The organism is Methylobacterium sp. CM6246, assembly GCF_054818005.1.
The window spans coordinates 3,178,432-3,204,744 of record NZ_JBTXKY010000001.1; the positions used below are offsets into that span (position 1 = coordinate 3,178,432).

Annotated in this window: 28 protein-coding genes and 1 tRNA gene; 11 read left to right on the top strand and 18 right to left on the bottom strand. The window is 69.3% G+C overall.

Annotation, left to right across the window (positions count from 1 at the left end; all coding sequences use genetic code 11):
- The first annotated feature begins 18 nt into the window (after positions 1-18).
- From ACYQPG_RS15600 to ACYQPG_RS15630, 7 genes are all read left to right on the top strand, one after another.
- Positions 19-93: transfer RNA gene (locus tag ACYQPG_RS15600), tRNA-Val, on the top strand.
- A 706-nt stretch (positions 94-799) separates the two neighbouring features.
- Positions 800-1,135: a hypothetical protein gene (locus tag ACYQPG_RS15605; protein ID WP_419829761.1), complete on the top strand. Its 336-nt coding sequence runs from the start codon at positions 800-802 to the stop codon at positions 1,133-1,135.
- 48 nt (positions 1,136-1,183) lie between these two features.
- Positions 1,184-1,954, top strand: coding sequence for an FkbM family methyltransferase (locus ACYQPG_RS15610; RefSeq protein ID WP_419829762.1), 771 nt, complete (start codon positions 1,184-1,186; stop codon positions 1,952-1,954).
- Positions 1,951-2,289, top strand: a complete 339-nt coding sequence (locus ACYQPG_RS15615; protein ID WP_419829763.1) for a hypothetical protein — start codon at positions 1,951-1,953, stop codon at positions 2,287-2,289. The genes ACYQPG_RS15610 and ACYQPG_RS15615 overlap by 4 nt, the downstream gene beginning before the upstream one ends.
- Positions 2,290-2,511: 222 nt before the next feature.
- Positions 2,512-3,549: a TRAP transporter substrate-binding protein gene (locus ACYQPG_RS15620; protein WP_419829764.1), complete on the top strand. Its 1,038-nt coding sequence runs from the start codon at positions 2,512-2,514 to the stop codon at positions 3,547-3,549.
- Positions 3,546-5,186 (top strand): acyl-CoA synthetase, encoded by a 1,641-nt coding sequence (locus ACYQPG_RS15625; protein ID WP_461231211.1) that lies wholly within the window; start codon positions 3,546-3,548, stop codon positions 5,184-5,186. The genes ACYQPG_RS15620 and ACYQPG_RS15625 overlap by 4 nt, the downstream gene beginning before the upstream one ends.
- A 201-nt stretch (positions 5,187-5,387) precedes the next feature.
- Positions 5,388-5,546, top strand: a complete 159-nt coding sequence (locus ACYQPG_RS15630) for a hypothetical protein (protein WP_187193601.1) — start codon at positions 5,388-5,390, stop codon at positions 5,544-5,546.
- 264 nt (positions 5,547-5,810) lie between these two features.
- Here ACYQPG_RS15630 and ACYQPG_RS15635 read toward each other — a convergent pair whose 3' ends face one another.
- The 9 genes from ACYQPG_RS15635 to ACYQPG_RS15675 all read right to left on the bottom strand — a co-directional run bounded on the left by ACYQPG_RS15635 (position 5,811) and on the right by ACYQPG_RS15675 (position 14,501).
- Positions 5,811-7,703 carry a TRAP transporter large permease gene (locus ACYQPG_RS15635; RefSeq protein WP_461231212.1) on the bottom strand — a complete coding sequence of 631 codons (1,893 nt, stop codon included), beginning with the start codon at positions 7,701-7,703 and terminating at the stop codon, positions 5,811-5,813.
- 12 nt (positions 7,704-7,715) lie between these two features.
- A complete protein-coding gene (locus ACYQPG_RS15640; protein ID WP_461231213.1) occupies positions 7,716-8,726 on the bottom strand; it encodes a TRAP transporter substrate-binding protein in 1,011 nt (336 codons plus the stop codon).
- 231 nt (positions 8,727-8,957) lie between these two features.
- A complete protein-coding gene (locus ACYQPG_RS15645) occupies positions 8,958-9,839 on the bottom strand; it encodes an NAD(P)-dependent oxidoreductase (RefSeq protein ID WP_147938735.1) in 882 nt (293 codons plus the stop codon).
- Entirely contained in the window at positions 9,830-10,852 is a 1,023-nt protein-coding gene (locus ACYQPG_RS15650; protein ID WP_147907239.1) for a transketolase family protein, read from the bottom strand. The genes ACYQPG_RS15645 and ACYQPG_RS15650 overlap by 10 nt, the downstream gene beginning before the upstream one ends.
- Entirely contained in the window at positions 10,849-11,712 is an 864-nt protein-coding gene (locus tag ACYQPG_RS15655; protein WP_419829767.1) for a transketolase, read from the bottom strand. The genes ACYQPG_RS15650 and ACYQPG_RS15655 overlap by 4 nt, the downstream gene beginning before the upstream one ends.
- A 10-nt stretch (positions 11,713-11,722) precedes the next feature.
- Positions 11,723-12,472, bottom strand: a complete 750-nt coding sequence (locus ACYQPG_RS15660; protein WP_419829768.1) for an SDR family NAD(P)-dependent oxidoreductase — start codon at positions 12,470-12,472, stop codon at positions 11,723-11,725.
- A gap of 215 nt (positions 12,473-12,687) precedes the next feature.
- Positions 12,688-13,584, bottom strand: coding sequence for a LysR substrate-binding domain-containing protein (locus tag ACYQPG_RS15665; protein WP_419829769.1), 897 nt, complete (start codon positions 13,582-13,584; stop codon positions 12,688-12,690).
- Between the two features lie 97 nt (positions 13,585-13,681).
- A complete protein-coding gene (locus ACYQPG_RS15670; protein WP_147907243.1) occupies positions 13,682-13,972 on the bottom strand; it encodes a hypothetical protein in 291 nt (96 codons plus the stop codon).
- A gap of 115 nt (positions 13,973-14,087) precedes the next feature.
- Positions 14,088-14,501, bottom strand: coding sequence for a hypothetical protein (locus ACYQPG_RS15675; protein WP_246692287.1), 414 nt, complete (start codon positions 14,499-14,501; stop codon positions 14,088-14,090).
- Between the two features lie 350 nt (positions 14,502-14,851).
- Between ACYQPG_RS15675 and ACYQPG_RS15680 the strand changes: the two genes are divergently transcribed.
- From ACYQPG_RS15680 to ACYQPG_RS15690, 3 genes are all read left to right on the top strand, one after another.
- Positions 14,852-15,466: a hypothetical protein gene (locus ACYQPG_RS15680; protein WP_419829771.1), complete on the top strand. Its 615-nt coding sequence runs from the start codon at positions 14,852-14,854 to the stop codon at positions 15,464-15,466.
- Positions 15,467-15,584: 118 nt separating this feature from the next.
- Positions 15,585-15,854 carry a hypothetical protein gene (locus ACYQPG_RS15685; RefSeq protein WP_147907245.1) on the top strand — a complete coding sequence of 90 codons (270 nt, stop codon included), beginning with the start codon at positions 15,585-15,587 and terminating at the stop codon, positions 15,852-15,854.
- Between the two features lie 104 nt (positions 15,855-15,958).
- Positions 15,959-16,222, top strand: coding sequence for a hypothetical protein (locus ACYQPG_RS15690; RefSeq protein ID WP_419829772.1), 264 nt, complete (start codon positions 15,959-15,961; stop codon positions 16,220-16,222).
- A 27-nt stretch (positions 16,223-16,249) separates the two neighbouring features.
- On the opposite strand, the gene ACYQPG_RS15695 is transcribed toward ACYQPG_RS15690, so the two are convergent.
- The 8 genes from ACYQPG_RS15695 to ACYQPG_RS15730 all read right to left on the bottom strand — a co-directional run bounded on the left by ACYQPG_RS15695 (position 16,250) and on the right by ACYQPG_RS15730 (position 23,886).
- Positions 16,250-17,146: a dihydrodipicolinate synthase family protein gene (locus ACYQPG_RS15695; RefSeq protein ID WP_147938731.1), complete on the bottom strand. Its 897-nt coding sequence runs from the start codon at positions 17,144-17,146 to the stop codon at positions 16,250-16,252.
- A 125-nt stretch (positions 17,147-17,271) separates the two neighbouring features.
- Complete coding sequence (locus tag ACYQPG_RS15700; RefSeq protein ID WP_147938730.1) at positions 17,272-18,273, bottom strand: branched-chain amino acid ABC transporter permease; 1,002 nt, start codon at positions 18,271-18,273, stop codon at positions 17,272-17,274.
- Between the two features lie 9 nt (positions 18,274-18,282).
- The gene (locus tag ACYQPG_RS15705; RefSeq protein ID WP_147938729.1) at positions 18,283-19,185 is read right to left on the bottom strand and encodes a branched-chain amino acid ABC transporter permease; all 903 of its coding nucleotides are present in this window, start codon (positions 19,183-19,185) and stop codon (positions 18,283-18,285) included.
- 71 nt (positions 19,186-19,256) lie between these two features.
- Entirely contained in the window at positions 19,257-20,489 is a 1,233-nt protein-coding gene (locus tag ACYQPG_RS15710; RefSeq protein ID WP_147907250.1) for an ABC transporter substrate-binding protein, read from the bottom strand.
- 99 nt (positions 20,490-20,588) lie between these two features.
- A complete protein-coding gene (locus tag ACYQPG_RS15715) occupies positions 20,589-21,374 on the bottom strand; it encodes an ABC transporter ATP-binding protein (RefSeq protein ID WP_461231214.1) in 786 nt (261 codons plus the stop codon).
- The gene (locus ACYQPG_RS15720; protein ID WP_147907251.1) at positions 21,367-22,119 is read right to left on the bottom strand and encodes an ABC transporter ATP-binding protein; all 753 of its coding nucleotides are present in this window, start codon (positions 22,117-22,119) and stop codon (positions 21,367-21,369) included. Before ACYQPG_RS15720 ends, ACYQPG_RS15715 begins: the two co-directional genes overlap by 8 nt.
- Before the next feature lie 92 nt (positions 22,120-22,211).
- Positions 22,212-22,922 (bottom strand): GntR family transcriptional regulator, encoded by a 711-nt coding sequence (locus ACYQPG_RS15725; RefSeq protein WP_419830030.1) that lies wholly within the window; start codon positions 22,920-22,922, stop codon positions 22,212-22,214.
- Between the two features lie 181 nt (positions 22,923-23,103).
- Entirely contained in the window at positions 23,104-23,886 is a 783-nt protein-coding gene (locus tag ACYQPG_RS15730; RefSeq protein WP_419829775.1) for an SDR family NAD(P)-dependent oxidoreductase, read from the bottom strand.
- Positions 23,887-24,245: 359 nt separating this feature from the next.
- On the opposite strand from ACYQPG_RS15730, the gene ACYQPG_RS15735 reads away from it, so the two are divergent.
- Positions 24,246-25,589 carry an APC family permease gene (locus ACYQPG_RS15735; protein WP_419829776.1) on the top strand — a complete coding sequence of 448 codons (1,344 nt, stop codon included), beginning with the start codon at positions 24,246-24,248 and terminating at the stop codon, positions 25,587-25,589.
- 57 nt (positions 25,590-25,646) lie between these two features.
- Here ACYQPG_RS15735 and ACYQPG_RS15740 read toward each other — a convergent pair whose 3' ends face one another.
- Positions 25,647-26,297, bottom strand: a complete 651-nt coding sequence (locus ACYQPG_RS15740; protein ID WP_147938759.1) for an SAM-dependent methyltransferase — start codon at positions 26,295-26,297, stop codon at positions 25,647-25,649.
- Positions 26,298-26,313: the final 16 nt, after the last annotated feature.

Here is a 26,313-nt window from a genome sequence, read left to right on the forward strand (position 1 = left end):
CCTGATGACGATCGATTAGGAGACGTAGCACAGCGGTAGTGCATTCCCTTGACATGGGAAAGGTCACAGGTTCGATCCCTGTCGTCTCCACCATTCGACCCTATGGCGCCCGAGCGGACGGTTTCCCCGCATTAGATTGAGCCGGCGGGGCCTGCCCCTCAGTGAACGGCGGCATCGTCACCGTCCTCTGGACCGTTCAGGGTTGGAAACTTTCTACACGCCTCCTCAACCTGAAGCACCGCAAGGGCGCGACGCGCTGGACGTCCCTGTCTGCCTTCGGCTTCGCCCGCGAGGACGAGAGACCGGGCAGATGCGCGGGTCCAGCACGCGATGAACAACCGGCCCGGCGTCGTGCAGCCGCAGCCGACCGGCCCGAACCGTGTCGAATGCCGCGGCACGGTGCGCGCGCCAGATGGCCACGACATGCCGCTGCGCACGGTGGGGGAGGTCGCCGGGACGGACAGTGACGCAACCATGCGGTTTCTGATGGCTATCCCGCTGGCCCAGCAACCCTCGACACCGCGAAACCGCCATCTCAGGACCCGACGAAGTCAATCGTTTCGTTGGGACCGTAACGTCGGCCGATGCTTGCACAGGCCGCCATCCGGCAGCACCGGATGCGGGGCCGCTTAGAACCGTAATCTTTGCCAGATGGTCTTGGCCAGGACGATCTGGCCAGGACCATCTGAGACGTGCGAGGGCACGGGAGCATGCATGGGATCCCATCATCCCCGTAGGTCCCGCCGCGTTCCCGGCCGTATCGCCACCTGGTTCCGCTCAGAGCCCCGAAGGCTGCCGTATGACGACGTCCCCTGTCCACGACATCGACACCAAATACATCCGCCAGATCCAGCAGCAGCAGATTGCACTGGCACTGATCACGGCCGAGCGCGACGCGGCCGTGCGGGAGCGCGATCTGGCCCGGGCGCGATCCGAGGCCTCGACCAAGCTGATCGAGGCCCTGTCGGCGAGTTTGCGGCCCTTCGGGTTCAGCCGGAAGCGCTTCCTGTCGGCGATCCGCAGGGCGGCCCGCACGGTACCGGACCAGGGGCCCGATTCGCTGCAGCATACGGTTCTGTTCGACGGCTCGAACCGGATCCTGGGGGCCCGGCCTCTTGACCGGACCCGTCCCTGAGCGCACCGCACCCGCACTCGTCACCTGTATCGATCGGTCCCCTTCAACATGGTGGAACGCAAGGCCATGGATGTCGCGCTCCTGACCGTCTTCAACGCCCTGGTCGATCTCAGGAACGAACTGGACGCGAAGCCCCATCTCGCCAGCTCCGAACTCGAGTTCCTGTCGTTCGCCACGAAGATGGCGCCGTATTCCAACGCGCAGCTGCTGCAGGACCTCTGGGTCCTGTACGAACTCAAGGAGAAGCGGAACGGCTACTTCGTCGAGTTCGGTGCCTGCGACGGGATCAGCCTGAGCAATACGCTGCTGCTCGAGAAGACCTTCGGCTGGCAGGGCGCGCTGGCCGAGCCGGCCCGGGCCTGGCACGCCGCGCTCTACGCCAACCGGAACTGCTACATCACCGACAAGTGCGTCTATAGGACCGACGGGGTCGAGGTCCTATTCAACGAGGTGGACATCGGCGAGCTGTCCGGCATGAACGACCTGGTGACGGGCGATTTCCACGCGCAGTTCCGCCAGGACGGTCGGCAATACGCGGTCCAGACGGTTTCGCTGGAGCGATTCCTGGTTGAGGCCCGGGCGCCGAAGCGCATCGACTACATGAGCATCGACGTGGAGGGCGGCGAGTTTGACGTGCTGGAAAGCTTCGATTTCACGCGCCACGACATCGCCCTGATCAGCGTCGAGCACAACTTCTCGGACAGCCGCGAGAAAATCTACGCCCTGCTGACCGGCCTGGGTTACCGTCGGCGTTTCCGGCAGCTGTCCCTGTTTGACGATTGGTATGTGCGGCCCGACCTCATCGCGACGCAGGCATGACGGAGCGCTCCATCGTGTCAGCCCGGACCGCGATCGGCATCCTTGATTCCCTGTTCGACCTGTTCAAGCAGATGGGCAGCGGCATCGCGCTCGACTTGCATTGGCTCGAGATCGCGCGGCGCCTTCAGCTGGTCCGCGCGGAGGTCGTCTGGTCGGCCGATCTGGCCTTCGTTTCCGCGAAGCTGAAAGCACACGCCGCCCACTACGCAACCACCTACCAGTCCGACGCCGGCTCGGAGCGGATCCGGAGAGCGAACGCCGACAAGCTCGACAAGGTCGTCCAACACTATTCGATCCTTCGTGCCCATCTGGAGCAGCAATTGCCGGCCGCATAGGCCCGCACGAGACGGTCATCGCGCGGATGATCCGCACGCTTCGGCGGGCATGCCCTTAAGACATGCCCTGACAAGTCGCCCGCACTGACGGCCGGGCCGAAACGGCCCCGTTGACTGGATTGGGCCAGCCGCTATCGAAGCCGCAAGACACGAGAGAGTCCGCGCATGAACGCGGACCCTGAGGAAACGCCGGGCCGCGCGCCCGGATCAGGAGGGCCGCCCATGTCGTCGCGAATTCACTTGCCCCTGTCCCGCCGCGGGTTCCTATCCGCCGGCTCGACGGCGATCCTCGCCGGAACCGTGGCGATGCCGCACGTGGCGCGGGCCCAGCGGGCGGACTTCACCTACAAGTACGCCAACAACCTGCCCGACACGCACCCGATGAACGTCCGCGCCCGCGAGATGGCGGACGCGCTGCGAACCGAGAGCGGCGGCCGCTTCGATCTCAAGATCTTCCCCACGAGCCAGCTCGGCTCGGACACCGACACGCTGAGCCAGCTGCGCTCGGGCAGCGTCGAGTTCTTCACGATGTCGCCGCTGATCCTTTCGACCCTGGTGCCCAACGCCTCGATCAACGGCATCGGTTACGCCTTCCCGGATTATGAGGCCGTGTGGCCGGCGATGGACGGGGAGCTGGGTGCCTGGGTCCGCCAGCAGATCGCCAAGGCCAACCTCGTGGCCATGGAGAAGATCTGGGACAACGGCTACCGCCAGACCACCTCCTCGACCCGGCCGATCGCCAGCCCGGACGACTTCAAGGGCTTCCGGATCCGCGTGCCGGTCTCGCCGCTCTGGACCTCAATGTTCCGGGCGTTCGAGGCGGCGCCCGCCTCGATCAACCTCAACGAGACCTACTCGGCCCTCCAGACCAAGATCGTCGAAGGCCAGGAGAACCCGCTGGCGGTGATCGCCACGACGAAGTTCTACGAGGTGCAGAAATACTGCTCGCTCACCAACCACATGTGGGACGGCTACTGGTTCCTGGCGAACCGCCGGGCCTGGGAGCGCCTCCCCGAGGACCTGCGCACCATGGTCGCCCGCCACATCAACGAGGCCGGCATGAAGGAGCGGGCCGACGTGGCCAAGCTCAATGCCAGCCTGCAGGAAGACCTGACCAAGAGCGGCCTCGTGTTCAACAAGCCTGATCCGGAGCCGTTTCGCGAGAAGCTGCGCAAGGCCGGCTTCTACGCCGAATGGAAGGGTCGGTACGGCGAGGAGGGCTGGTCCCTCCTGGAGAAGGCCTGCGGGAAGCTCGCGTGAACGGCCCGGCGGGGCCGGCGCCGCGCGGCGGCGTCGCGCCCTGTTCGCGGCGGGTTATGAACCTCGCCCACTTTCTGCGCCGGGCGGCCCGCCGCTGGCCGGACGCGATCGGCCTCGCCTGGGGTGACCGGACCTGGAGCTGGGGCGCCCTCGACGCCCGGGTCGACGCCATGGCGGCGGCGCTCGCGGCCCGGGGCGTCGCCAAGGGCGACCGCGTGCTGGTCCAGGCGCGCAACGGCAACCAACTGTTCGAATCGATGTTCGTCTGCTTCCGGCTCGGCGCCGTCTGGGTGCCGACGAATTTCCGGCAGACGCCCGCGGAGGTCGCCTATCTCGCCAGCGCCGGTGGCGCCTCGGCGCTGATCTGCGGCGCGGAGTTCCCGGACCACGCCACCGCGATCCGCGAGGCCGCGCCGGACCTGCGCCTCGTGGTCGAGATCGGCGGCTCCGCCTTCGGGCTGGATTACGACGCCCTGGTGGCCGCGCACGCCGCGCAGACGGCCCCCACCGCCGATGTCGAGCACGACGATCCGTGCTGGTTCTTCTTCACCTCGGGCACCACCGGCCGCCCGAAGGCGGCGGTGCTCACCCACGGCCAGATGGCCTTCGTGATCACCAACCACCTCTGCGACCTGATGCCGGGCACGACGGAGGCGGACGCCTCGCTGGTGGTCGCGCCGCTCTCGCACGGAGCCGGCATCCACCAGCTCGCCCAGGTCGCGGCCGGCGCCATGACGGTGCTCACCGGCGGCACGCGCCTGGACCCCGCGGAGGTGTGGTCGCTGGTCGAGCGCTGGCGCATCACCAACCTGTTCACCGTGCCGACCATCGTGAAGCTGATCACCGAGCACCCGGCGGTCGCGGCGCACGACCATACGAGCCTGCGCCACGTGATCTACGCGGGCGCGCCGATGTACCGGGAGGACCAGAAGCGGGCCCTGCGAGCGCTGGGACCGGTGCTGGTCCAGTATTTCGGGCTCGGCGAGGTGACCGGCAACATCACCGTGCTGCCGCCCCGCCTGCACGCCGCCGAAGACGGCCCGGGGGTGAAGGTCGGCACCTGCGGGTTCGAGCGCACCGGCATGCAGGTGCAGATCCAGGACGCGAAGGGGCGGGAGCTGGGGGCCGGCGAGACCGGCGAGATCTGCGTCTGCGGCCCGGCCGTGTTCGCGGGCTACTACGACAACCCGGAGGCCAACGCGGCGGCGTTCCGGAACGGCTGGTTCCGCACCGGCGACCTCGGCCACCTCGACCCGGAAGGGTTTTTGTTCATCACCGGCCGCGCCTCCGACATGTACATCTCGGGCGGGTCGAACGTGTACCCGCGCGAGACCGAGGAGAAGCTCCTGAAGCATCCGGCCATCGCCGAGGCCGCGATCCTGGGGGTGCCCGACCCGGCCTGGGGCGAGGTCGGCGTCGCGGTCTGCGTGGCCCGCCCCGGCGCGGAGATCGGCGAGGCGGAATTGATCGCGTGGCTCGCCGGCGAGGTTGCCCGCTACAAGCTGCCGAAGCGGGTGTTCTTCTGGGACGAATTACCGAAATCCGGCTACGGCAAGATCACCAAGCGGGCGATCCGCGAGGGTCTCGAAGCCCGCGGCGGCCTGCCGTTTGATCCGGGTACCCCTGCCGGACGGTGACGGTTCGGACGACCGCGTTCGCTGCACCGCACCCGGCAGAATCCGTTCGCGGACCGGTTCGGTGAAGAATTCATGCGAACTTCATGCCGTCCTTGCATGGCAGGCCGCGGAAGAGCCCCCTCACGCGCGATCCCGAGCCGGCGCATATTGCACCGCAGCAACCGGGCGCGCCTGCCCGGCCCTTGTTCGGGATCGGACACGATGGCCACCCTCGCGTATCTCGTCGGCTTCCGCTCCGAGCGTTCGCTTCTCGGTCAGGTCGCCGGCCGCCTCGAAGGCGCGCTGAAGCGCGTCGCCGACGGTCGCTACGCCGAGCAGCGCGACCGCGTCGCGCGCACCGGCGGCGCCGGGATGATCTGACCGGCATACAGCCTCAACGCCGGCGTCCGCGCGGCCTCAGCGACGGGCGCATGTCATCCGAGAAGACCAGGTCGGTGGCGCCCACAGGCACCAGCCCACGATGGGCCGCGATGCCGTTCATCATCGAGCCCACCGCGGGCTCGCGGATGCCGTCATGCAGGTCGCGCCCGCATGGGGCGGTTCCGGATCGGGCGCGCGGCGGCGCTCCCCGGACGGGGATGGATCCGGCCGGGTGTCACGGTGGCGAGGGCAGACTCGGTGTCGTCAGAGGAACCCGATCGAGAACCAGGGGACCAGGATGATGACGACGAGGCCGATCAGCAGGGCCAGGATGTAGCCGACGATCGGGCGCATGCCCGCATCCGGGTGGATCCGGCTGATCGCGCAGGCGGCGTAGTAGCCGACGCCGAAGGGTGGGGCGAACAGCCCGATGCCCATCGCGAGGATCACCACCATCGCGTAGTGGACCTCGTGGACGCCCACCTGCCGGGCGATCGGGAACAGCAGCGGGCCGAACAGCACGATCGCCGGGATACCCTCCAGCACCGAGCCCAGGATGATGAACGCGCCGGCCGACACGAACAGGAAGCCCACGGGGCCGCCGGGCAGGCTCTTCATCGCGATCGCCAGCGTCTGCGAGAAGCCCGACTGGGTCAGCGCCCAGGCCATGCCGGTGGCCGCGCCGATGATCAGAAGGATCGCCCCCGACAGCGTCGCGGTCATGACCAGCATCGGGTAGAGCCGCCGCCAGTCGAACTGGCGGTAGATCAGCAGCCCCGCCAGCACCGCGTAGACGATGCCGATGGTCGAGACCTCGGTGGCGGTGGCGATGCCCTCGACCACCGCGAAGCGGATCACGAACGGCAGCGCCAGGGCCGGCACCGCCACCAGGAGAGCCCGGCCGATCACGCTGCGCGACGGGCGGGCGACGTGGCTCAGATCCTCCCGGCGGTAGCGCCACCAGACCAGGGCGCACAGGGTCACGGCCAGCACTAGGCCCGGCAGCAGGCCGCCGGTGAACAGGGCCGTGATCGACACGCCGGTGACCGAGCCGATGGTGATCAACACGATCGAGGGCGGGATCGTCTCGGTCTGCGCGCCGGTTGTGGCGAGCAGGGCCACGAGGTCGCCCTCCTTGGCGCCCCGCGCCTTCATCTCGGGAAACAGCACGGGCGCGACTGCGGCCATGTCGGCGGCCTTCGAGCCGGAGATGCCCGAGACGAGGTACATGGCGCCGACCAGCACGTAATGCAGGCCACCGCGGACGTGACCGAGCAGGGAGGCCAGGAACCCGACCATCGCCCGGGCCATGCCGGTCATCTCGATCAGCAGGCCGAGGAACACGAACAGCGGCACGGCGAGCAGGATGAGATGGCTCATGCCCTCGTCCATGCGCCCGACCACCACCATCGACGGAGCGTTGGTGGTGAGCGTGATGTAGGCGTAGGTCGACAGACCGAACGCGAAGGCGATCGGCACGCCGGAGAAGACCAGGGCGCCGACCCCGAGGACGAAGAACAGCAGCAGGTTGAGGTTGCCGAGCCCCATGAGCCAGGGCTGGAGCGCCATGAGCCCCGCCGCGATGCCGCCGCCCAGGGCGAGCGCGCCGACGGTGAGCCGCCAGTCGGCGGATTCCAGGAGGCGGATCACGGCGACCAGCAGCATGAGGCCGAAGCCGATCGGGAGGGCGGCGGCCCGCCAGGCGTTGTTGAGCTCCAGCGCGGGGGTCTGGACGAAGGTCTCCTCGCTGGCGAATTCGAAAGCCGGCTCCAGCACCAGCGCCACGAAGATCAGGCCGGCCACCAGCGCGACCGTCTCCAGGAAGGCGCGCAGGCGCGGGCCGCACATCGCCACGATGGCGGTCATGCGCATGTGCTCGGCACGGCGGAACGCGACCACGGCGCCCAGCATGGCGAGCCACAGGAACAGGATCGCGGCCAATTCGTCCGACCAGACCAGCGGCTCCTGGAACACGTAGCGGCTGACCACGCCGCCGAACAACACGCCGATCTCGGCCAGAACCAGCAGCGCCGCCGGGATCTCCACGAGGTAGCCGAGGGCCACGTCCAGCTTGCGCAGCCAGGTCCTGGCGCGGAGCGGCGGCCCCGCCAGCTCAAGCCCGGCCGCGCTCTCGACGGCCGCGATATCGATCTGCATGCCGGTCGTCCTTCAGGTCAGCTTGCCGGAGACGTCTTCGAGATGCGCCCACGCCGCATCCCCGTACTTGGCCTTCCAGTCGTGGTAGAAGCTCGTCCGGCTCAGCACCGCGCGGAACCGCGAGCGGTCGACGTAGCCGATGCCCTTGGCGGCAAGGCTCTCGCGCAGGGACAGGCTGAGCTTGGCCACATCCGCGCGCTGGTCGGTGCCGGACCGGTCGAATTCCTGCGAAACTGTCCGGCGCAGATCCTCCGGCAAGCGATGCCAAGCCTTCTTGTTGCCCAAAATCCAGTAGCCGTCCCAGACATGCCCGGTCAGGCTGCAGGATTTCTGCACTTCGTAGAGCCGGGCCGTCGCCGTAATGGCAAGCGGATTCTCCTGCCCCTCGACCACCTTGGTCTGGAGCGCGGAGTACAGCTCGTTGAAATTGATCGGCGCCGCGCCGGCATCGAGCGCCTTGAACAGCGAGGTCAGCATCGGCGCCGGCGGCACCCGGATCTTGAAGCCCTTGAGGTCCTCGGGGGTCCTGATCTCGCGGGTCGAGGAGGTGATCTGCCGGAATCCGTTGTCCCAGACCTTGGAGACGGTGAGGATCGGCGTTTTGGCGATCTCGGCCCGGACGTAGGCACCGAGGCCGCCATCCATCGCCGACCAGACCGCGTCGTAATCCTTGAATGCGAAACCGGTGTTGGGCAGGCTCGCGGCCGGCACGAAGGTGGCGAGGATCGAGGTGGCGAGGTTGAAGAACTCGACGCTGCCGTTGCGCACCTGCGCCAGCAGGTCGGTGTCCGAACCGAGCTGGTTGGCCGGGAACAGCTTGATCTCCAGGCGCCCGCCGGTCGCCTCGCGGATCCGGTCGAGGGCCTCCTGCGCCCGGATGTTGACCGGGTGGGTCGGGTCCTGGCCGGTGGCGAGCTTGTAGGAGAACTCGGCCGCCTGCCCGCGCCGGGTCAGGATGCCGAAGACCGGCACGGCGGTCGCGCCGGCGAGCAGGCTGCGGCGGCTGAAGCGCGTGTCGCGCATGGTTTCACTCCCTGGGTCGTCCCGAGCCGCGCGATCCCCGCCGTTGACCGGTCGTGTGGATTCGTGCGTCCCTTCAGTCTTCGCGGTCCGATACCGGTATCCGGGGGACCGCTTCTGTGCGTCTCACGCGCCGTCTCTCGCTCCGGCGCGGATCATCCAGGCTCAGCGGCGCGGGGACAAGCCGTGGCGGCGCACAAACGCCGACACTTCACCGCTGCCGTGCCCGCACGTTCAGGTCCCGTTGAGGGCGCGATAGGCGCGCACCACTTGGCTGTCGTCGGCGGTGCCGTCGCCGCGGCCCGATGTCGAGACGAAGAGCTGATGGGCCAGCGCCGCGAGCGGCAGCGCCGCCCCCGCGCTTCGGCCGGCCTCCAGCACGATGCCGAGATCCTTGACGAAGATGTCGACCGCGCTGGTGACCTCCGGCTCGCCCTCCAGCATGCGGGGGCCACGGTCGCGCAGCATCCAGCTCGACGCCGACGAGCCCGAGAGGATCTCCAGCACCACCGCGAGATCGACCCCGACCCGGCCGGCCAGAGCCATCGCCTCGGCGGCGGCCGCGATGTGGACGCCGCACAACAGCTGATTCACCGCCTTGACGGTGGCGCCCTGGCCCGGCCGCTCGCCGACATGGAAGATCCGGTCACCCAGGGCGTCGAGCAACGGGCGGATCTCCGCAAGCGTTGCGGCCGGCGCCGCGGCCATGATCGTGAGCTTGGCGGCCTTGGCCCCGACGACGCCCCCCGAGACCGGGGCATCCACGAACCGGCGGCCCGTGGCCGAGACGCGCGCCGCGATGGCCTCCACGGCCCCCGGCGGACAGGTCGCCATCAGGACGACGATCCCGTCCGGGGCGAGGGCGTCGAGCGCACCCTGTCCGAACAGCACGTCCTCGGCCTGGGCGGCGTTGACCACCATCAGCACGAGCGCGTCGGCGCCGTCGGCCGCCTGCGCCAGGGTCCCGGCCAGCTCGCCGCCCGCTGCCGCGAGGGCCGCGCGGCTCTCCGCCCGGACGTCGTAGCCGCGCACGGAAAAACCCGCGGCCACGAGGTGACCCGCCATCGGCAGGCCCATGGCGCCGAGGCCGACGAAGGCGAGGCGGCTCACAGCCATCCGCGGATGCTCCGCGCCATCGCGGCGGCCGAGATCCCGTAGCGGTCGTGGAGCGTGGGCAGGGCGCCGGCGTCGAGGAATGCGTCCGGCAGGCCGATCTGGCGGAAGCCGCGCTCCGGCATCGTTCCGCTGCGCATCAGCACGCCCGCCACCGCTTCGCCGAGGCCGCCGATCACCGTGTGGTTCTCGGCCACCACAACGAGGCGTCCGCCACGTCGGGCCTCGTGCAGGATCGTCGCCTCGTCCAGGGGCTTGATCGTCGGCACGTGCAGGACCGCCACGTCGATCCGGTCGTCGCGCAGCGCCTCGGCCACCTCCAGCGCCCGCATGGTCATCAGCCCGGAGGAGACGATCAGCACGTCGCGCCCGTCGCGGATCGTCTTGGCCTTGCCCAGTTCGAACGTGTAGCCGTACTCGTCGAGCACCAGGGGGACGTTGCCGCGCAGGAGCCGCAGGTACACAGGCCCCTTATGGGCGGCCATGGCCGGCACGACCTGCTCGATCTCGTGCGCGTCGCACGGATCGATGATCGTGAGGTTGGGCATGCCGCGGAAGATCGCGAGGTCCTCCGTCGCCTGGTGGCTCGGGCCGTAGCCGGTGGTCAAGCCGGGCAGGGCACAGGCGATCTTGACGTCGAGATTCTCCTCGGCGATCGCCAGGCAGATGAAGTCGTAGGCCCGGCGGGCGGCGAACACCGCGTAGGTGGTGGCGAAGGGCGTGAAGCCTTCGCGGGCGAGCCCGGCCGCCGCGCTCATCAGGAGCTGCTCGGCCATCCCCATCTGGTAGAACCGCTCAGGATGGGCCTGCGCGAAGATGTGCAGGTCGGTGTATTTCGACAGGTCCGCCGACAGGCCGACGATGTCGGGCCGGGTCTTGGCGAGTTCGACCAGGGCATGTCCGAACGGCGCGGCCCTGGTGCGCTGCCCGGGGGCGGCGAGCGAGGCGATCATCGCCGAGGTCTTGAGGCTGCCGCCTTCCCGCGGGGCGGGTCTCTCGTATTTCGAGCGTCTCACCGCACCCTCCCTTCGTCCAGGACCGCTAAAGCCCGCTGCCATTCGTCCGGCTCGACGCGCAGGAAGTGATTGCGTTCGCGCGCTTCCAGGAACGGCACGCCCTTGGCCATGCGCGTGTCGCAGATGATGATCCGGGGCTGCGGCCCCGGGTGATGGCGCGCCGCATCGAAGGCAGCCACCAGCGCGTCGAGGTCGTTGCCGTCGACCCGCTGCACGAACCAGTTGAACGCCTCGAATTTCGGAGCCAGCGGCTCGAAGTTGAGCACCCCCGTGGAGGCGCCGTCGGCCTGCATGCCGTTCACGTCGACGAGGCCGATCAGGTTGTCGAGCTTGAACGAGCCCGCCGACATGGCGGCCTCCCAGGTCGAGCCCTCGTCGAGCTCGCCGTCGGAGAACAGGTTGTAGACGACGCTCTTCGAGCCCTTCCGCTTCAGACCGAGGCACATGCCCACCGCGATCCCGAGCCCGTGGCCGAGCGAGCCGCCGGTGATCTCCATGCCCGGCGTGTAGGGGGCCATGCCCGACATCGGCAGGCGGCTGTCGTCGCCGCCATAGCTCGTCAGCTCATCCTCCGGGATGATCTCCGCCTCGATCAGCGCGGCGTAGAGCGCGATGGCGTAGTGGCCGATCGACAGCAGGAACCGGTCGCGGCCCTCCCATTCGGGATCCTCCGGCCGGTAGGCCATGGCGTGGAAGTAGCTCACCGCCAGCACGTCGCTGATGCCGAGCGCCTGGGCGATGTAGCCTTGGCCCTGGACCTCGCCCATGCGCAGGGCATGGCGGCGGATATGGTAGGCGCGCTCGCTGAGCGAGACGTTGGACCCCGCACGGGGCCGTTCGGTCGAGGACGGAGACGTCATGGCGTGCCTCTCAATGGATCAGCATGCCGCCGTTCACGTCGATCACCGCGCCGGTGATGTACGCGGACAGGTCGGAGGCCAGGAACAGGCAAGCGTTGGCGACGTCGTCGGCCACCCCGAGGCGCCCCAGCGGGATGCCCTTCGCGATCTCGACCTTGAGCTCGGGGGTGAGCTTGCCGCCCGTGATGTCGGTCTGGATCAGGCCGGGCGTCACGGAATTCACCCGGATCCCGTCGGGGCCGAGTTCCCGGGCCATGGCCTTGGCGAGGCCCAGAACGCCGCCCTTGGCCGCGCTGTAATGCGGGCCTCCGAAGATGCCGCCGCCGCGCTGGGCAGAGACCGAGGACATGCATACGATCGCCCCCGAGCCCTGGCCGCGCATCCCCGGGATCACGGCCTGGCTCATGTAGAGGGTGCCGCGCAGGTTCACGTCGGTGACCGCGTCGTAATTCTCCGGCGCGATGTCCATGATCTTGAGCGGCTGGGTGATGCCGGCGTTGTTGACGAGCACGTCGATGCGCCCGAGCCGGGCCACGACCTCCTCGGCGGCCCGGGAACAGGCGGCCCGGTCGGTCACGTCGCAGGCGAGGCCGACATGGCCGGCCCCGATCTCGCGGGCGGATTCCTCGGCTTGGCCCGCATCGAGGTCGAGCACGGCGATGCGCGCGCCATACTGCGCGAACAGGCGCGCGGTGGCCTTGCCGATGCCGCGGGCGGAGGCCGCCCCGGTGATCACGCAGACCCGATCGTTCAACAGCATGGGACCCTCCCGGCGATCCGCGCGGGTGCGAGATCGAAGCCTGTCGTCGCGACGGAGGCGCCAGCCGGCCGGCGATCGCGATCCGGGGATCGGCGGCCTCGCGGTGACGTTTCCTCGCGTCTTGTTCGTTGGAGGCGACATTGGCCCGGCGAGACCGGCCGCGACAAACGCGAATCCTACACCCTCAGGTGAATGGGATTCACCTGCCGAGGGTGTCAAACCAGCTCGGTGGCCAGCTCGATCGCGAGTTCCTGGGCGAGCCAGCGCGCGAAGACCCGCAGCGGCGCCCGGCGGCGGGCATCGGCCGGGCAGACGAAATGGTGGCCGACGTAGCCGATGTCCTCCGCCCGCCCGGCGAGCGGCGCGACCAGGCGACCGGCGGCGATCTCCCGCTCGGCGAGCCGGGTCGATTCGAGGGCGACGCCGAGCCCGTCCGCCGCCGCCGCCAGGGCGAGGAAACTCCGGTCGAAGCGGATCGCGGCGGTGGGCGGCGCGGCCAGCTGGTTGCGCTCGAACCAGTGAGTCCAGCGCACCTGCTTATTGTCGCTCTGGATCAGGGTCTGCGCGAACAGGTCGGCGGGGCCGGCGATCCGGGCGGCGCGCTCGGGATCGCAGAGGGGCGTCACCGTCTCGAACCCGAGCGGCATGCGCACGAGGCCTTCGCCCCGGGGCGGCCCGTAGACGATGTCGGCGTCGAACTCGTCGGTGATGAAGCGGGCGTAGTCCATGCCGGCGGCCAGCCGAACCTCGAAGCCCGGATGCTCGCTGAGGAAGCGCGCCAAGCGCGGGACGAGCCACTGCGCGGCAAAGCTCGGCGCGCAATGGAGGCGCAGCAGTTGGGGCCCGCGATTCGCCACGAGGTCGAGGCCGCGGTTCAGCTCGGCGAAGGCCCGGCCGACATGGTCGCACAAGGCCTCCCCGGCCGGGGTCGGCGTGATGCCTTGCCCGTTGCGCTCGAACAGGGCGACGCCGAGCGTCTCCTCCATCTTTCGGACGGCGTGGCTGACCGCGCTCGGCGACAGGTTCAGCTCGCCCGCCGCCGCCTTGAATGAGCGCCGCCGCGCGGCGGCCTCGAAGATCCGGACGGCGGACAGGGGGACGGGCGGACGCATCCGAGGCAGGATGGTCCGGCGATGGCGGCGCTGGCAATGGCCGAGGGATCTGTGCGGGCCGTCAGGCGGCCCAACGCTGCGATGAGCTGAGCCGGCTTCAGGCTGCCAGCGCCGCCTGCCCGTCGCGGCCATGGGCCTGATCCATGATCTCGCCGATCCGTTCGCCGACGGCGATCGCGATGCCGGCCGAGGCGGGCCCCTCCGAACCCTGCTGGCAGATCCGAGTGAGGACGTCGGTGACGCGCTGTTCCATGACGGCGAGAATGGCCGCGGCCGCCGCGGGCTGGGCCCCGCGGAGCACGGCCGCGAGGTCGCAATAGGCGTCCTGGAGGAGCCGCAGGGTCAGGCGATCGACAGCCTGCTCGTCTTCAGCCTTCAAGGCACCCATGCCACGCCTCCCTCGGGTCGCTCGCTGCAACTTGGGGAGGACACGTTAACGGCGCGTAAACCGGCAGAGCCTTCGGACGCGATCGGCTAACCATGCCCCGCCCGGCGGCGCAGGCTCAGCAGCCCGAGCAGATGCCGCTCGCGGCCGCGTGGCCGCCTTTCAGGAGGCGCTCCATCGCCGCGTCGCGATCGTAGGTCTGCGCCGGGATCGTCGACGCGGCCGACCGGCCGGCGGCGAGGGCCGGCGGTCTCAGGAGATCGGCGGGACGCAACGCCTCCCAGGCCAGGCGGCTGCGCCGGGACGAGTCCAGGGCCGCACCCGGGTTCAGGCCCCGGGGCTCGAACGCCGGGACCGGGGTCGTCATGGTCCCCGGTATGACGATGCGCGGCAGGGTGGCGACCGCCTCGGCTTGGGCCTCCGGGGCCGCGGCCACCGGCGTCGCGGCGACGGACACTGGGGTGCGCGGCAACGCGCTGTAGGCCGTCGGCACGTTCGGCAGGCGCGAGCACGCCCCCGCCGACAGCAGCATACCTAGGACCGCAATCCGCTTAACATTGATCATGATCGCCCTGATGCGATGCCGCAGCCCTAATCACGGCTATGGGAGTCGATGTTAACCACGGATTAAGCCATATGTCCAACCCGCATGGCCAAGCGTAACTTCCAAATAAACAAACAATACTTGTAGATAACCGGAAATCCCGTGATAATCTTGGCCCGCTCAACCCGTCCGGACGGAAGCATCGTCGGCACGGCCGGTCCAAGACCGGGTTCGCTGCCTGCGTATTGAATACCGACTCTTCAAGAAAACGGTTTGCTCGGCGGCGCCCACGCGGCAACGAGAAGCTTGGCGGCTTTGGACAGCCGCCGAGATGGGTCATGAAGAGCGTTGCACATTCCCTGATGGCGGCGCTTGCTGCTTTCGCCGTCCTGTCGCCGTCGATCGTTGCGGCCGTTCCCGCTGGCCGAAGCGCGGAACAACCCCGCCCGGCGGTCGATCGCAGCGCGCTCATCGCGGAGCGACAGCAACGGACGTGGCAGCAGCTTTCAGGCTCGATCTGCACCGGCTGCATTACGGTGGCCAACCGCGTCGCGCCGGTCAGCTACGACAAGCCGAGCCTGGTCGAGCTGGCGCAGCGCCCGACCCGCCTCGCGACGGCCGCGCGGCGGCCGCGGGCGAAGGTGCGGCTCGCCCAATTGCGGCGCGCCAAGATGCGCGTTGCGCAAATACGACTTGCCCAGATGCGCAAGCGCTACGCCCGGCTTCATCGGCACGACCGGCGCCGGCTCGCGGCAGGAGCGCATCCGGTCCGGCTGGCGAAACGCCCGCCGCCGCGGACACTCGCGCTGGCGGGCGGGTTACCGGTCGGGCCGATCCAGGTCGAGTACCGGCTGCCCGAACACCCGATCGAGCGGCCGTGGGTGCCCCAGGGTGACAACCGCTGGCACGCGACGATCCTGCCGGCCTCGTCGGTACGCCCGCGACGATCCTGACACGACGCGCGGCGCCGTCACGGCGGACGCCGGGATCGGAACGCGATACACCGCCGGCAAACCGGGACGGGCGATTGAACCCCGCCGCCCGCATCCCGTTGTGCCGGCGGAGTTTCCCGTGACCGTCATCCGCCTCGTCGCCGCCGGCCTCGCCGTCTCGCTCAGCCTCGGCTCCGCCCGGGCGGTCGATCGCGATCTGACCGGCAGTATCGCCCGTCCCGACGCGGGTGAGCCGGCTCAGGATATCGTGGTCGCCGCTCCAGACGAGCGGACCACCGTGGTCGTGCTTCCCCAGCAGAGCGTGACCACGTCGGCCCCGTTGCAGAGGGTGCTGCCACCGCTGAAGCCGCTGCCGAAATGGGATCCGCGGGTCTGCATCGGCTGCTGAGCGGTTCCCCGAAGGCGACGCCGGCCAGACGGTCTGAGATCGGCGGAACTTGGCGGCCGGCGCGCGCGTCGACTCGGTGACCCCATCGAACTCCAGAGCTGACCATGCGCGCCATCCTCCTCGCCGGCCTCTGCCTGTCGCCGCTTCTCGCGACCCCCGTCCGGGCTCAGGTGCAGCAGAACAATCCCAACGCCGCGAACCAGTCCATGGAAAACAACAACCAGCTGCGGTCGCTGCGCCAGGAGCAGACGACGCAGGACAACACGCTGCGGATGGACATCCAGCGGAATCAGGCCGCGACGCCGGCTCCCAACACCGGGCCGAACGCGGTCGCCCCGATCGGCGGCGGGACCGGGATCGGCCGCTGAGCCGAACCCGGGTCCCGCCGCCCGCGATCAGGCCGTTGCGGGCAGGGCGGGGCGGCTCTCGATCGCCTTGCGCACAATCGCCTCGACCTCGGCCCGCCGTGCCCCGGACAGGGGCTTGCGCGGACCGCGCACGTGCTCGGTCGAGTTGATCGCGAGGCACTCGGCGAGCTTGATGTTCTGGACCAGGTAGGTCGAGACATCGAGGTCGAGGAGCGGCCGGAACCAGCGGTAGATCGCCAGCGCCTCCTGGGTGCGCCCCGCCTGCATCAGCCGGTAGATCGCGACCGTCTCCGACGGGAACGCGCAGACGAGGCCGGCGACCCAGCCGCAGGCGCCGACCGCGAGCGCTTCCAGGGCGAGGTTGTCGACGCCGGTCAGGACGGCGTAGCGGTCGCCCAGCCGGTTGATGATCTCGGTGGTGCGGCGGATGTCGTCGGAGGATTCCTTGATGGCCACGAACCGCGGATCCGCGGCCAAGTCCTCCATGATCTCGGGCGTGACGTCGACCCGGTAGGCGACGCGGTTGGAATAGATCATCACCGGCAGGTCGCCCGCGGCCGCGACGGCCCGCAGGGTCTCGACCGTCTCGGCCGGATCGGTGTGGTAGATCGGGCTCGGTACCACCATCAGGCCGCTGGCGCCGGCCTTGGCCGCCTTGGCGGCGAGGTCGCAGGCCTCGCGGGTGCCCGCCTCGGACACGGTCAGCAGGGTCGGCTTGCCCTTGGTGACCGACTGGGCCCGCTTGAGCACGTCGATGCGCTCGTCCTGGGACAGCATCGGCCCTTCGCCGAGCGAGCCGCACACGATGATGCCGTCGCATCCGGCGTCCATCTGGAGGCCGAAGCAGCGCTCCATCTCGGCATGGTCGAGGCTGCCGTCGGACTTGAACTTGGTCGTGACGGCGGGAATGACACCGGTCCACATGGTCGAATTTCCTTTTCGATCAACGGGTTGAACAGCACCGCACTCGGCTCGCGCGGCCATGGCTTCGCCCACGCCTCACACGGCGCGGCGGCGAAATCGGCCTGCCCATCGGGGCAGGGGGTGCCTCAGACCGCCTCGGCGGCCGGGGCTGTCTCGTGGGTGGCGATGAGGACCGGACGCCTCTTGATCCGCTCGGCCCGGCGGCGGCGCAGGTGCAGAAGCTCGCCGACCACGCCGCGCCGGAAGAACGAGACGCAGACGATGAAGATCAGGCCGATCACCACGGTCACGAGGTCGCCGATGGTCGCGAGGTAGTTCTGCAGCCCGACCACCAGCCCGGCCCCGAGCAGCGGCCCGAAGATCGTGCCGACGCCCCCGAGCAGGGTCATCAGCACCACCTCGGTCGAGGTGTGCAGCGAAACGTCGTTGAGGGAGACGAGCTGGAACACCAGCGCCTTCATCGCCCCGGCATAGCCGGCGACCGCCGCCGAGATCACGAAGGCCAGAAGCTTGAAGCGGTCGGTGTCGTAGCCGAGCGACGTCGCCCGCGCCTCGTTGTCCCGCACCGCCTGCAGGATCTGGCCGAAGGGCGAGTGGACCACGCGGTCCACGAACAGGAAGCCCGCCGCAAACAGCGCCAGCGTCACGTAGTACATCACCGTGTCGGAGGTGAGGTCGAGCCCGAACAGGCTGCCGCGCGGGATGCCCTGGAGCCCGTCCTCGCCGCCGGTCCAGCGGATCTGCACCGCCAGGAAATAGACGATCTGCGAGAGCGCCAGAGTGATCATCGCGAAGTAGATGCCCCGCCGCCGGATCGCCAGGCCGCCGATGGCGAAGCCAACCAGAGCCGCCGCGGCGACGCCCGCCACGAAGGCCGCCGGCATCCCCAGCGGGTGGTTGCCGAACCGGATCATCAGGGCGCCGGTGACGTAGCCGGCGCTGCCCAGGAAGGCGGCGTGCGCGAAGGACACGAGCCCGGTGAAGCCCAGGAGCAGGTTGAAGGCGCAGGCGAACAGCCCGTAGCACATCACCTTCATCACGAAGACCGGGTAGATCAGCCCCGGCACGAAGGGGACGACCAGGGCGAGCGCGACCAGGACCAGGACAATCTTGAAGGTGTTCGACATCGGCTCCCCTCAGACTTCGCGGCCGAACAGGCCGGCCGGGCGTACCAGCAGGGCCAGCGCCATGATGACGAAGACCACCACGGTCGAGGCCTCCGGGTAGACCACCTTGGTCAGCCCCTCGATCAGCCCGAGGGCGAGCCCGGTCATCATCGCGCCGAGGATCGAGCCGAGGCCGCCGATCACCACCACAGCGAAGACGATGTTGAGCAGGTTGCCGCCCATGAGCGGCGTCACCTGCATGATCGGCGCGGCCAGCACCCCGGCGATGCCGGCCAGCGCCACGCCGAACCCGTAGGTCAGGGTGATCATCACCGGCACGTTGATGCCAAAGGCCTGGAGCAGGCGCGGGTTCTCGGTCCCGGCGCGGAGGTAGGCGCCGAGCTTGGTCCGCTCGAACAGGAACCAGGTGAAGACGCAGATCAGCAGCGAGGCCACGACCACGAAGACGCGGTACTTCGGCAGCAGCATGAAGCCGACATCGACCGGCCCCTGCAGGATCTCCGGCGGCTCGTAGCCCTGGCCGGAGACGCCGAACACGTATCGGAAGCCCCCCTCCATCACCAGCGCCACCCCGAAGGTCAGGAGCAGTCCGTAGAGGTGGTCGAGATGGTAGAGCCGGCGCAGCAGCGTGCGTTCGATGAGCATGCCGAACAGGGCGACGCAGAGCGGGGCCAGCACCAGCGCGACCCAGAAGCTGATCTGGAAGTCGGGATAGCCGAGCCAGGGCCCGATCTGGGTCAGCCCGATCCAGGCCAGGAACGCGGCCATCATGAACTGCGCCCCATGGGTGAAGTTGATGATGTTGAGCAGCCCGAAGATGATCGCCAGCCCCATGCTCAGGAGGGCGTAGAAGCAACCGCCGATGAGGCCGATGGTGAGCTGGGCCATGAAGGCCTGGAGGGTGATGTCCATCGGGGGGTCACCGGCGGCTGCGAGGGGCGGGAACCGCACGGAGACCGTCCGCGCGGAGCGTGGGGACGGCCTCAGCCCTTGGCGTTGAGCGGGCAGGCATCCGAGGGCTTCGGGAACACGTCGTCGCCCTTCAGGACCGCCCGGACGTTGTAGAAGTCCCAGTCGCGCTTGGATTCCGCCGGCTTCTTCACCTGCAGGAGCAGCATGTCGTGGACGAGGGCGCCGTCGGCGCGCAGCGTGCCGTTGCGGATCACCGCGTCGTCGATGGTCATGGTGCGCAGCTTGGCCATCACGGCGCCGGCCTCGTCGGTGCCCGCCGCCTCGATCGCCTTCAGGTAGCTGAGCGCGGCCGAGTAGACCGCCGCCTGTGACGCGCTCGGCATGCGCTTCATCTTGGCGAAATACTTCTCCGCGAAGGCGCGCGAGCGGTCATCGTAGTCCCAGTAGAAGGCTTCGGTGAGGTACATGTCCTGGGCCTTGGCCAGGCCGAGGCTCTTCACGTCGGTGATGTAGGTGAGCAGCGGGGCGATCACCTGCTTGTCGCCGCGCCCGATGCCGTACTCGGCGGCCTGCTTGACGGCGTTGATCGTGTCGCTGCCGGCATTGGCCAGCGCGATCACCTGGGCGCCACTGCCTTGCGCCTTCAGCATGAAGGAGGAGAAGTCGCCGCCCGGGAAGGGATGGCGCGACACGCCCAGCACCTTGCCGCCCTCGGCCTCGACCACCGCGGAGGCGTCCTTCTCGAGGGAATGGCCGAAGGTGTAGTCGGCGGTGACGAAGTACCAGGTCTTGCGGCCGGTCTTCAGCAGCGCCTTGGCGGTGCCGGCCGCGAGCGCGTAGGTGTTCACCATCCACTGCGCGTTGAGCGGCGAGCATTTCTCGTTGATCGCCGCCATGGCGACCCCGGCCGAGAGCATCGTCACCCGGTTCTTCTGCTTGGCGATCTCCATCACGGCAAGCGCCGTCGAGGAGGTCGGGAAGTCGGCGATCATGTCGACCTTGCCCTGGTCGAACCATTCCCGGGCGAGGTTGGCGGCGATGTCGGGCTTGTTCTGGTGGTCGGCCGCGATGAGTTCGATGGGGGCGTTCAGCACTTTGCCGCCCATCTCGTCGATGGCGATCTGCGCCGCCACGGCCGAGCCGCGCCCGGTGAAGTCGGAATAGATGCCCGACAGGTCGTTGAGGATGCCGATCTTGACGACGCCGTCGCTGATCGCCTCGGCGGCGAGCGCCGGCAGGGGGATCGACAGGGGGGCCGACGCGAGCGACGCGCCGAGCACGTAACCGATGAACCGTGACCGCATGTTCCCGCCTCCTGTTCGTCCCGAATACTTGCCCCTGCCGGAGCGTTGTCTGTGCATCGTCGTGTCCCGAAAGCCGGCAGCCGCCTTTCGGGATGAGACTCAGAGGCCGAGCAGGCGCCCGACCTCGGCCTCCCGTGCCGCCACCGCGTCGGCCGGGATCTCGGCCGCGACCCGTCCGTGCTCGATCACGTAGTGGCGGTCGGCGAGGTGCCGGGCGAAGTGGAAGTTCTGCTCGACCAGCACGATGGTGAAGCCGCGGCTCTTGAGCAGGGCCACCGCCCGGCCGAGCGCCTCGACGATGACCGGGGCGAGGCCCTCGGTGATCTCGTCCAGCAGCAGGATGCGGGCGCCCGTGGTCAGGATGCGGCCGAGCGCCAGCATCTGCTGCTCGCCGCCCGAGAGGCGGCCGCCGCCGCTGTCGGCCCGCTCGGCCAGGTTCGGAAACAGCGTCAGCACTTCGGCCACCGACATCCCGTCGGGGCCGAGGCGGGGCAGGAGGGTCAGGTTCTCCTGGGTCGTGAGCGAGCGATAGATGCCGCGCTCCTCCGGGCAGTAGCCGAGGCCGAGCCGGGCGATCCGGTGCGTGCTGAGCCGGATCGTCTCCTGCCCGCGCACCCGCACCGAGCCGGCGCGCCGGTCGGTCAGGCCCAGGATGGCCTTGAGCGTGGTGCTGCGCCCGGCACCGTTGCGGCCGAGCAGGGTCACGCACTCGCCCTCGCGCACCGTGAGGTCGATCCCGTGCAGGACGTGGCTCTCGCCGTACCAGGCTTCGAGCCCGCGGATCTGCAGGGCGATGGTGGGCTCAGGCAAGTCCTTTTTGGGCAAGTCCGTCTCGGGCGAGTCCGTCTCGGGCGGGTCCGTCTCGGGCAAGTCCGTCTCAGGCATGTCCGCCTCCGAGATAGGCCGCCTTAACGCCGGGATCGTTGGAGACCTCGGCGTAGCTGCCCTGGGCGAGGATCTCGCCGCGCTGGAGCACGGTGATCGCGTCGCAGAGGTCCGCCACCACCGACATGTTGTGCTCGACCATCAGGATTGTGCGACCCACGGCGATCCGCCGGATCAGCCGCTTGATCCGGTCAACATCGTCGAGGGCCATGCCCTGGGTCGGCTCGTCGAGGAGAAGAAGGGGCGGATCGAGGGCAAGCGTCGTGGCGATCTCGAGGGTGCGCTTGCGCCCGTAGGAAAGATCGGCGGCGTTCGTGTCGGCGTAATCCGCAAGGCCGACCTCGGACAGAAGCACCATGGCCTCGTCGTCGAGCACGGACAACGATCGGATCGAGCGCCAGAACCAATATTGCGTCCCCAATCGCCGCTGGAGCGCGACACGGACATTGTCACGCACGCTCATGTGCGGGAAAGTCGCCGAGATCTGGAACGAGCGCACGATTCCCCGCCGGGCGATCGCCGCCGAACTCTCGTGCGTGATGTCGGCCCCTTCGTAGAGGATGCGTCCGCCGGTCGGCGTATGGACCTTGGTCAGCAGGTTGAAGAACGTGGTCTTGCCGGCGCCGTTGGGGCCGATGAGCGCGTGGATGGCGTGACGGCGGACCGAAAAGTCGACGTCCCGGACGGCCGTGAAACCGCCGAACGCCTTGGTCAGCCCCTCTGTCACCAACGCGTGCTCAGCCACGACACCCCCCACCGGCTCCGTTTCTGTAGATTGTATAAAATCTTCAGATGCGTCAAGCGTCCTCTGCGACGACAGCTGCACAATCAGCGGGCTTACCCGGCCGGGGCGTTCCGGTAGATCGCCACCAGCGATACGGCGGCGTGCGCGATGTGCGCTTGCAAGAGTTCGGCCGCCTCGGAGATGCGGCCCACCTCGCAGAGCGCCACGATCTGCGTGTGCTCGTGATCGGCACGCGCGGTGTCCCCGGAGGCGGACAGCTGCAGCCGCGTCGGGCGATCGCAATCCTGCAGCAGGGCGGAGACGATGCTGAGCGAGCGGGGGCGATCGGCGTAACGGAGCAGATCGAGGTGGAAGCTTCGGTTCAGCTCGCCCCATCGGTCGACCTGGCCAGCCTCGAGCGCCGCGCCGTACTCGTCGGTGAGGCCGCGCAGCCTCCGATAATCCGCCGCCCCGAAGCGGCGTGCGGAGAGCGCCAGCAGCGGCGGTTCGAGCTGCTCGCGCAGGCGGAAGATGTCTTCCACTTCCTCGACGGTCAGGCCGGTCACGAGCGCCCCGCGATGCGGCACGATCCTGACCAGCCCTTGGGCCTCCAGCTGCAGCAGCGCCTCCCGAACCGGGATGCGGCTGATGCCGAACTCCTCCGCCAGCGCATCCTGGCGCAGCTGGATCCCGGGCGCGAACTCACCGTTCAGGATGCGCTGACGAAGCGATTCCGTGACCGCGGCCGAAACGGTCTTGTGGCGCAGGCGATCGGTGGGACGTGACGGAGGATTGGGATTGGGATTGGGATTGGGATCAGGCATCGGCACCTCGGAATGAGTGTAGATTTTATCCGAAGTCGATGCGTTGCGACAGACGGGGTCCTCACGCGGGCCGGGGCGTTGCCGGGCGCAGGCCGATGAACGTCCCGTGGGTCACCAAGCCGGCCCGACCCTCGCGTCGCGGCCACCATCGCCGCCGCGACGCGAGGGCTGGGGGTGCCACTCAGTCCCCCCGTTCGCCGCGCAGGGTCTTCAGGCCGATGCCGGTCGCCTCGAAGCCGCCATCGACGGCGAGCTGCTGGCCCGTGACGAAGGAGGCCCGTTCGGAGCAGAGGAACACGATCGCCTCCGCGAGTTCCGACTCGAGGCCGTAGCGCCCCAACGGGACGGCATCGTGATAGTCGGCGCGGATCTCCGGGCTGTGAACCGCCTTGGCCATCGCGGTGTCCACCGGCCCGGGGGCGACCGCGTTCACCCGGATCCCGAACTGCGCCAGCTCGACGGCCTGCTGCTTGGTGAGCTGGGCCAACGCCGCCTTGCTGGTGCCGTAGGCGGTCCGCAGCGTCGAGGCGCGCAGGCCCGAGATCGAGGTGATGTTCACGATCGCGCCGCCGCGCTCGGAAAGCAGCGGGACGGCCGCCTGCGTGCACAGGAACGGCCCCGACAGGTTCACGGCGAGCACCCGCGACCAATCGTCGAACGTGGTCTCCATCAGCGGCTTGAAGATCGCGATGCCGGCGTTGTTGACCAGCGCGTCGAGCCGCCCGAACCGGTCGGCGACCTGCCGCATCGCGCCGGCGACCGCCTGCGGATCGGAGACGTCCGCGGTGACCGCCAGCACCGCCTCGGGCCGGTCGAGCCCGACGGCGGCGGCGGCCACGGCCGGGCCGTCGATGTCGAGGAGGGCGACACGCCACCCGTCCGCGAGGAACCGGCTCGCGGCGGCGAGCCCGATGCCGCGGGCCGCCCCCGTCACCAGCGCGGTCCGGTCCTGGGTGTCGCTCATAGCGTCATATCCGTGGGCGAGGGCCGCGCGGCGGCGGCGGGGGATCGTTCCGGCAGCGGCCGGCCTTGCTCATGATGTGCGCCGGCAGCACCGACCGAGACCGCTTCCGCAAGTCCATACGATGCGAGACTTGAATTTCCAGTCCTTCCGTCGGCAGCGCTGCACCGAACATCAGGACCGGCTGCGCTGAACGCGAAGCCTGCGCGCGGCAAACGGACGCCTCGGCACCTTCGGGGCCTGCATCCGCGTGACCGCGATGTGCAACGCGGCTAGCACGGTGATGGCGCGGCCGTGCCGACGCGGTCCGGGCACCCGCCGAGGAATCCCGTCCCGGCGGCTGGCCACGACGGGCCGACGTCATGACCGACCGATCCGGCGCTGCAGCAGCTGCCCCGACCGTCTCCACGCTGGCGGCGACGGCCATCGTCGTGGCCGACATGATCGGCATCGGCGTCTTCACCAGCCTCGGCTTCCAGGTCGCCGACATCCCGTCCGGCTTCACGCTGCTGCTGCTGTGGTTCGTCGGCGGCGTGGTCGCGCTGTGCGGGGCGCTCTGCTACGCCGAACTCGCCACGATGTTTCCCCGCTCCAGCGGCGAGTACAACCTCCTCACGCAGATCTACAGCCCGGCGGTCGGGTTCATGGCCGGGTGGCTCTCGGGCACCGTCGGCTTCGCCGCGCCGGTGGCGCTCGCCGCCATGGCGCTCGGCCAGTACGGCAAGGCGGTGCTGCCCGGGGCGCCGCCGCTCCTGCTCGGCCTCGCGGCGATCTGGATCGTCTCGCTCGTCCACCTGCGGGGCACGCGCCACAGCAGCGCGTTCCAGATTGGGTTCACGCTGCTGAAGCTGGCGCTGATCATCGCCTTCATCGGGGCGGGTTTCGCGCGAGGGGGCGGCGCGGCGATCGGCTTCTCGCCCGCTCCGTTCGATCCGGCGCAGGTCGTCAGCGCCAGCTTCGCGATCAGCCTCGTCTTCGTGATGTACGCCTATTCGGGCTGGAACGCCGCGACCTACATCGTCGGCGAGCTCGCCGACCCGCCGCGCAGCCTGCCGCGGGCGCTGTTCCTCGGGACCGGCCTCGTCGTCGCGCTCTCCATCGCGCTGAACGCGGTGTTCCTCTACACGACGCCCTCCGCCGAACTCGCCGGCCAGGTCGAGGTCGCGGTGATCGCCGGCCGTCACGTCTTCGGCGATGTGGGCGGCCGCGTCGTGGGTGGGCTGATCTGCGCCGGGCTGATCCCGACGATCGGCGCGATGATGTGGATCGGCCCGCGCGTCACCGTCGCGATGGGCGAGGACGTGACGCTGCTGCGCCTGTTCGCCCGGCGCACGCGGCGCGGGGTGCCGGGCGCCGCGCTTCTCCTTCAGGCCTGCGTCGCCACCATCCTGCTGTTCACCCAGAGCTTCGAGGCGGTGCTCGACTTCATCCAGTTCAGCCTGATCCTGTGTTCGTTCCTGACCGTGATCGGGCTGATCAAGCTCCGGATCGCCCGGCCCGACCTACCGCGGCCGTTCCGGGCCTGGGGCTACCCGGTCACCCCGATGATCTTCCTGTCGGTCACGCTGTTCATGCTGGTCCACCTCGTGACCGTCCGGCCGCTCCAGTCCCTCGCGGGCCTCGCGCTGATGCTGGCCGGCCTCCTCCTGTACGGCATCGCGACGGCGCGGGAGCGGAAGACGGCGCGCATGGCGCCGCCGCGGTGAGGCCGGCGCCGCCTGCCCGGACGGCACCCGGCCCGGGGCCGCGCGCGATCACCGTCTTCAGGGAGCGGGCTTGAACGCCCGCAGCACGTCGAGCCGATACTCGGCGGTTCGCGACTGCTTCAGGACCCGCGCAAAACCTTGGGCGCCCGCGATGAAGCCTTCCGCCGCCTCGTCGCCGGAGAGCGGGTAATGGGTGACGCCGAGCCAGTGGACCAGCACGATGTCCGCTTCGGGGAGCACCGAGCCCTCCACCCGGGCGACCAGCCGGGCGAGGTCTGCGCGGTCGAGATAATAGGCGACCTCGGAGATCAGGATCAGGTCGAACCGCCCGTCCGGCCATGCGCCCGGAACGGCCGCGAGCTGGAAGCGCACGTTCGGGCAATCGGCGCAGCGCGCCCGTGCGTCGTCCAGGACGGAGGGGACCACGTCGAGCCCGATCAGCGCGTCGCACCGGGGGCAGAGCTGATGCGTGAACACGCCGATCGAGCAGCCGACTTCGAGGCCGGATGCGTAGCGGGCCCGCGGCAGGGCCGCGAGCGTCGCCGCATACTTGTCGCGCTCGTAAGGGCTCGTGGCGAAGCGCCACGGATCCGACTCCGTGGCGTACATGCCCTTGAAGTAATCGGTATCGAGACTCTTCGCGCGGCGGCCCGCCGAAGTCTCGGCCGGCCGCGTGGGGTCGACCTCGGCGCCCGAGGCACTTTGCATCGCGAGCATCGCGCTC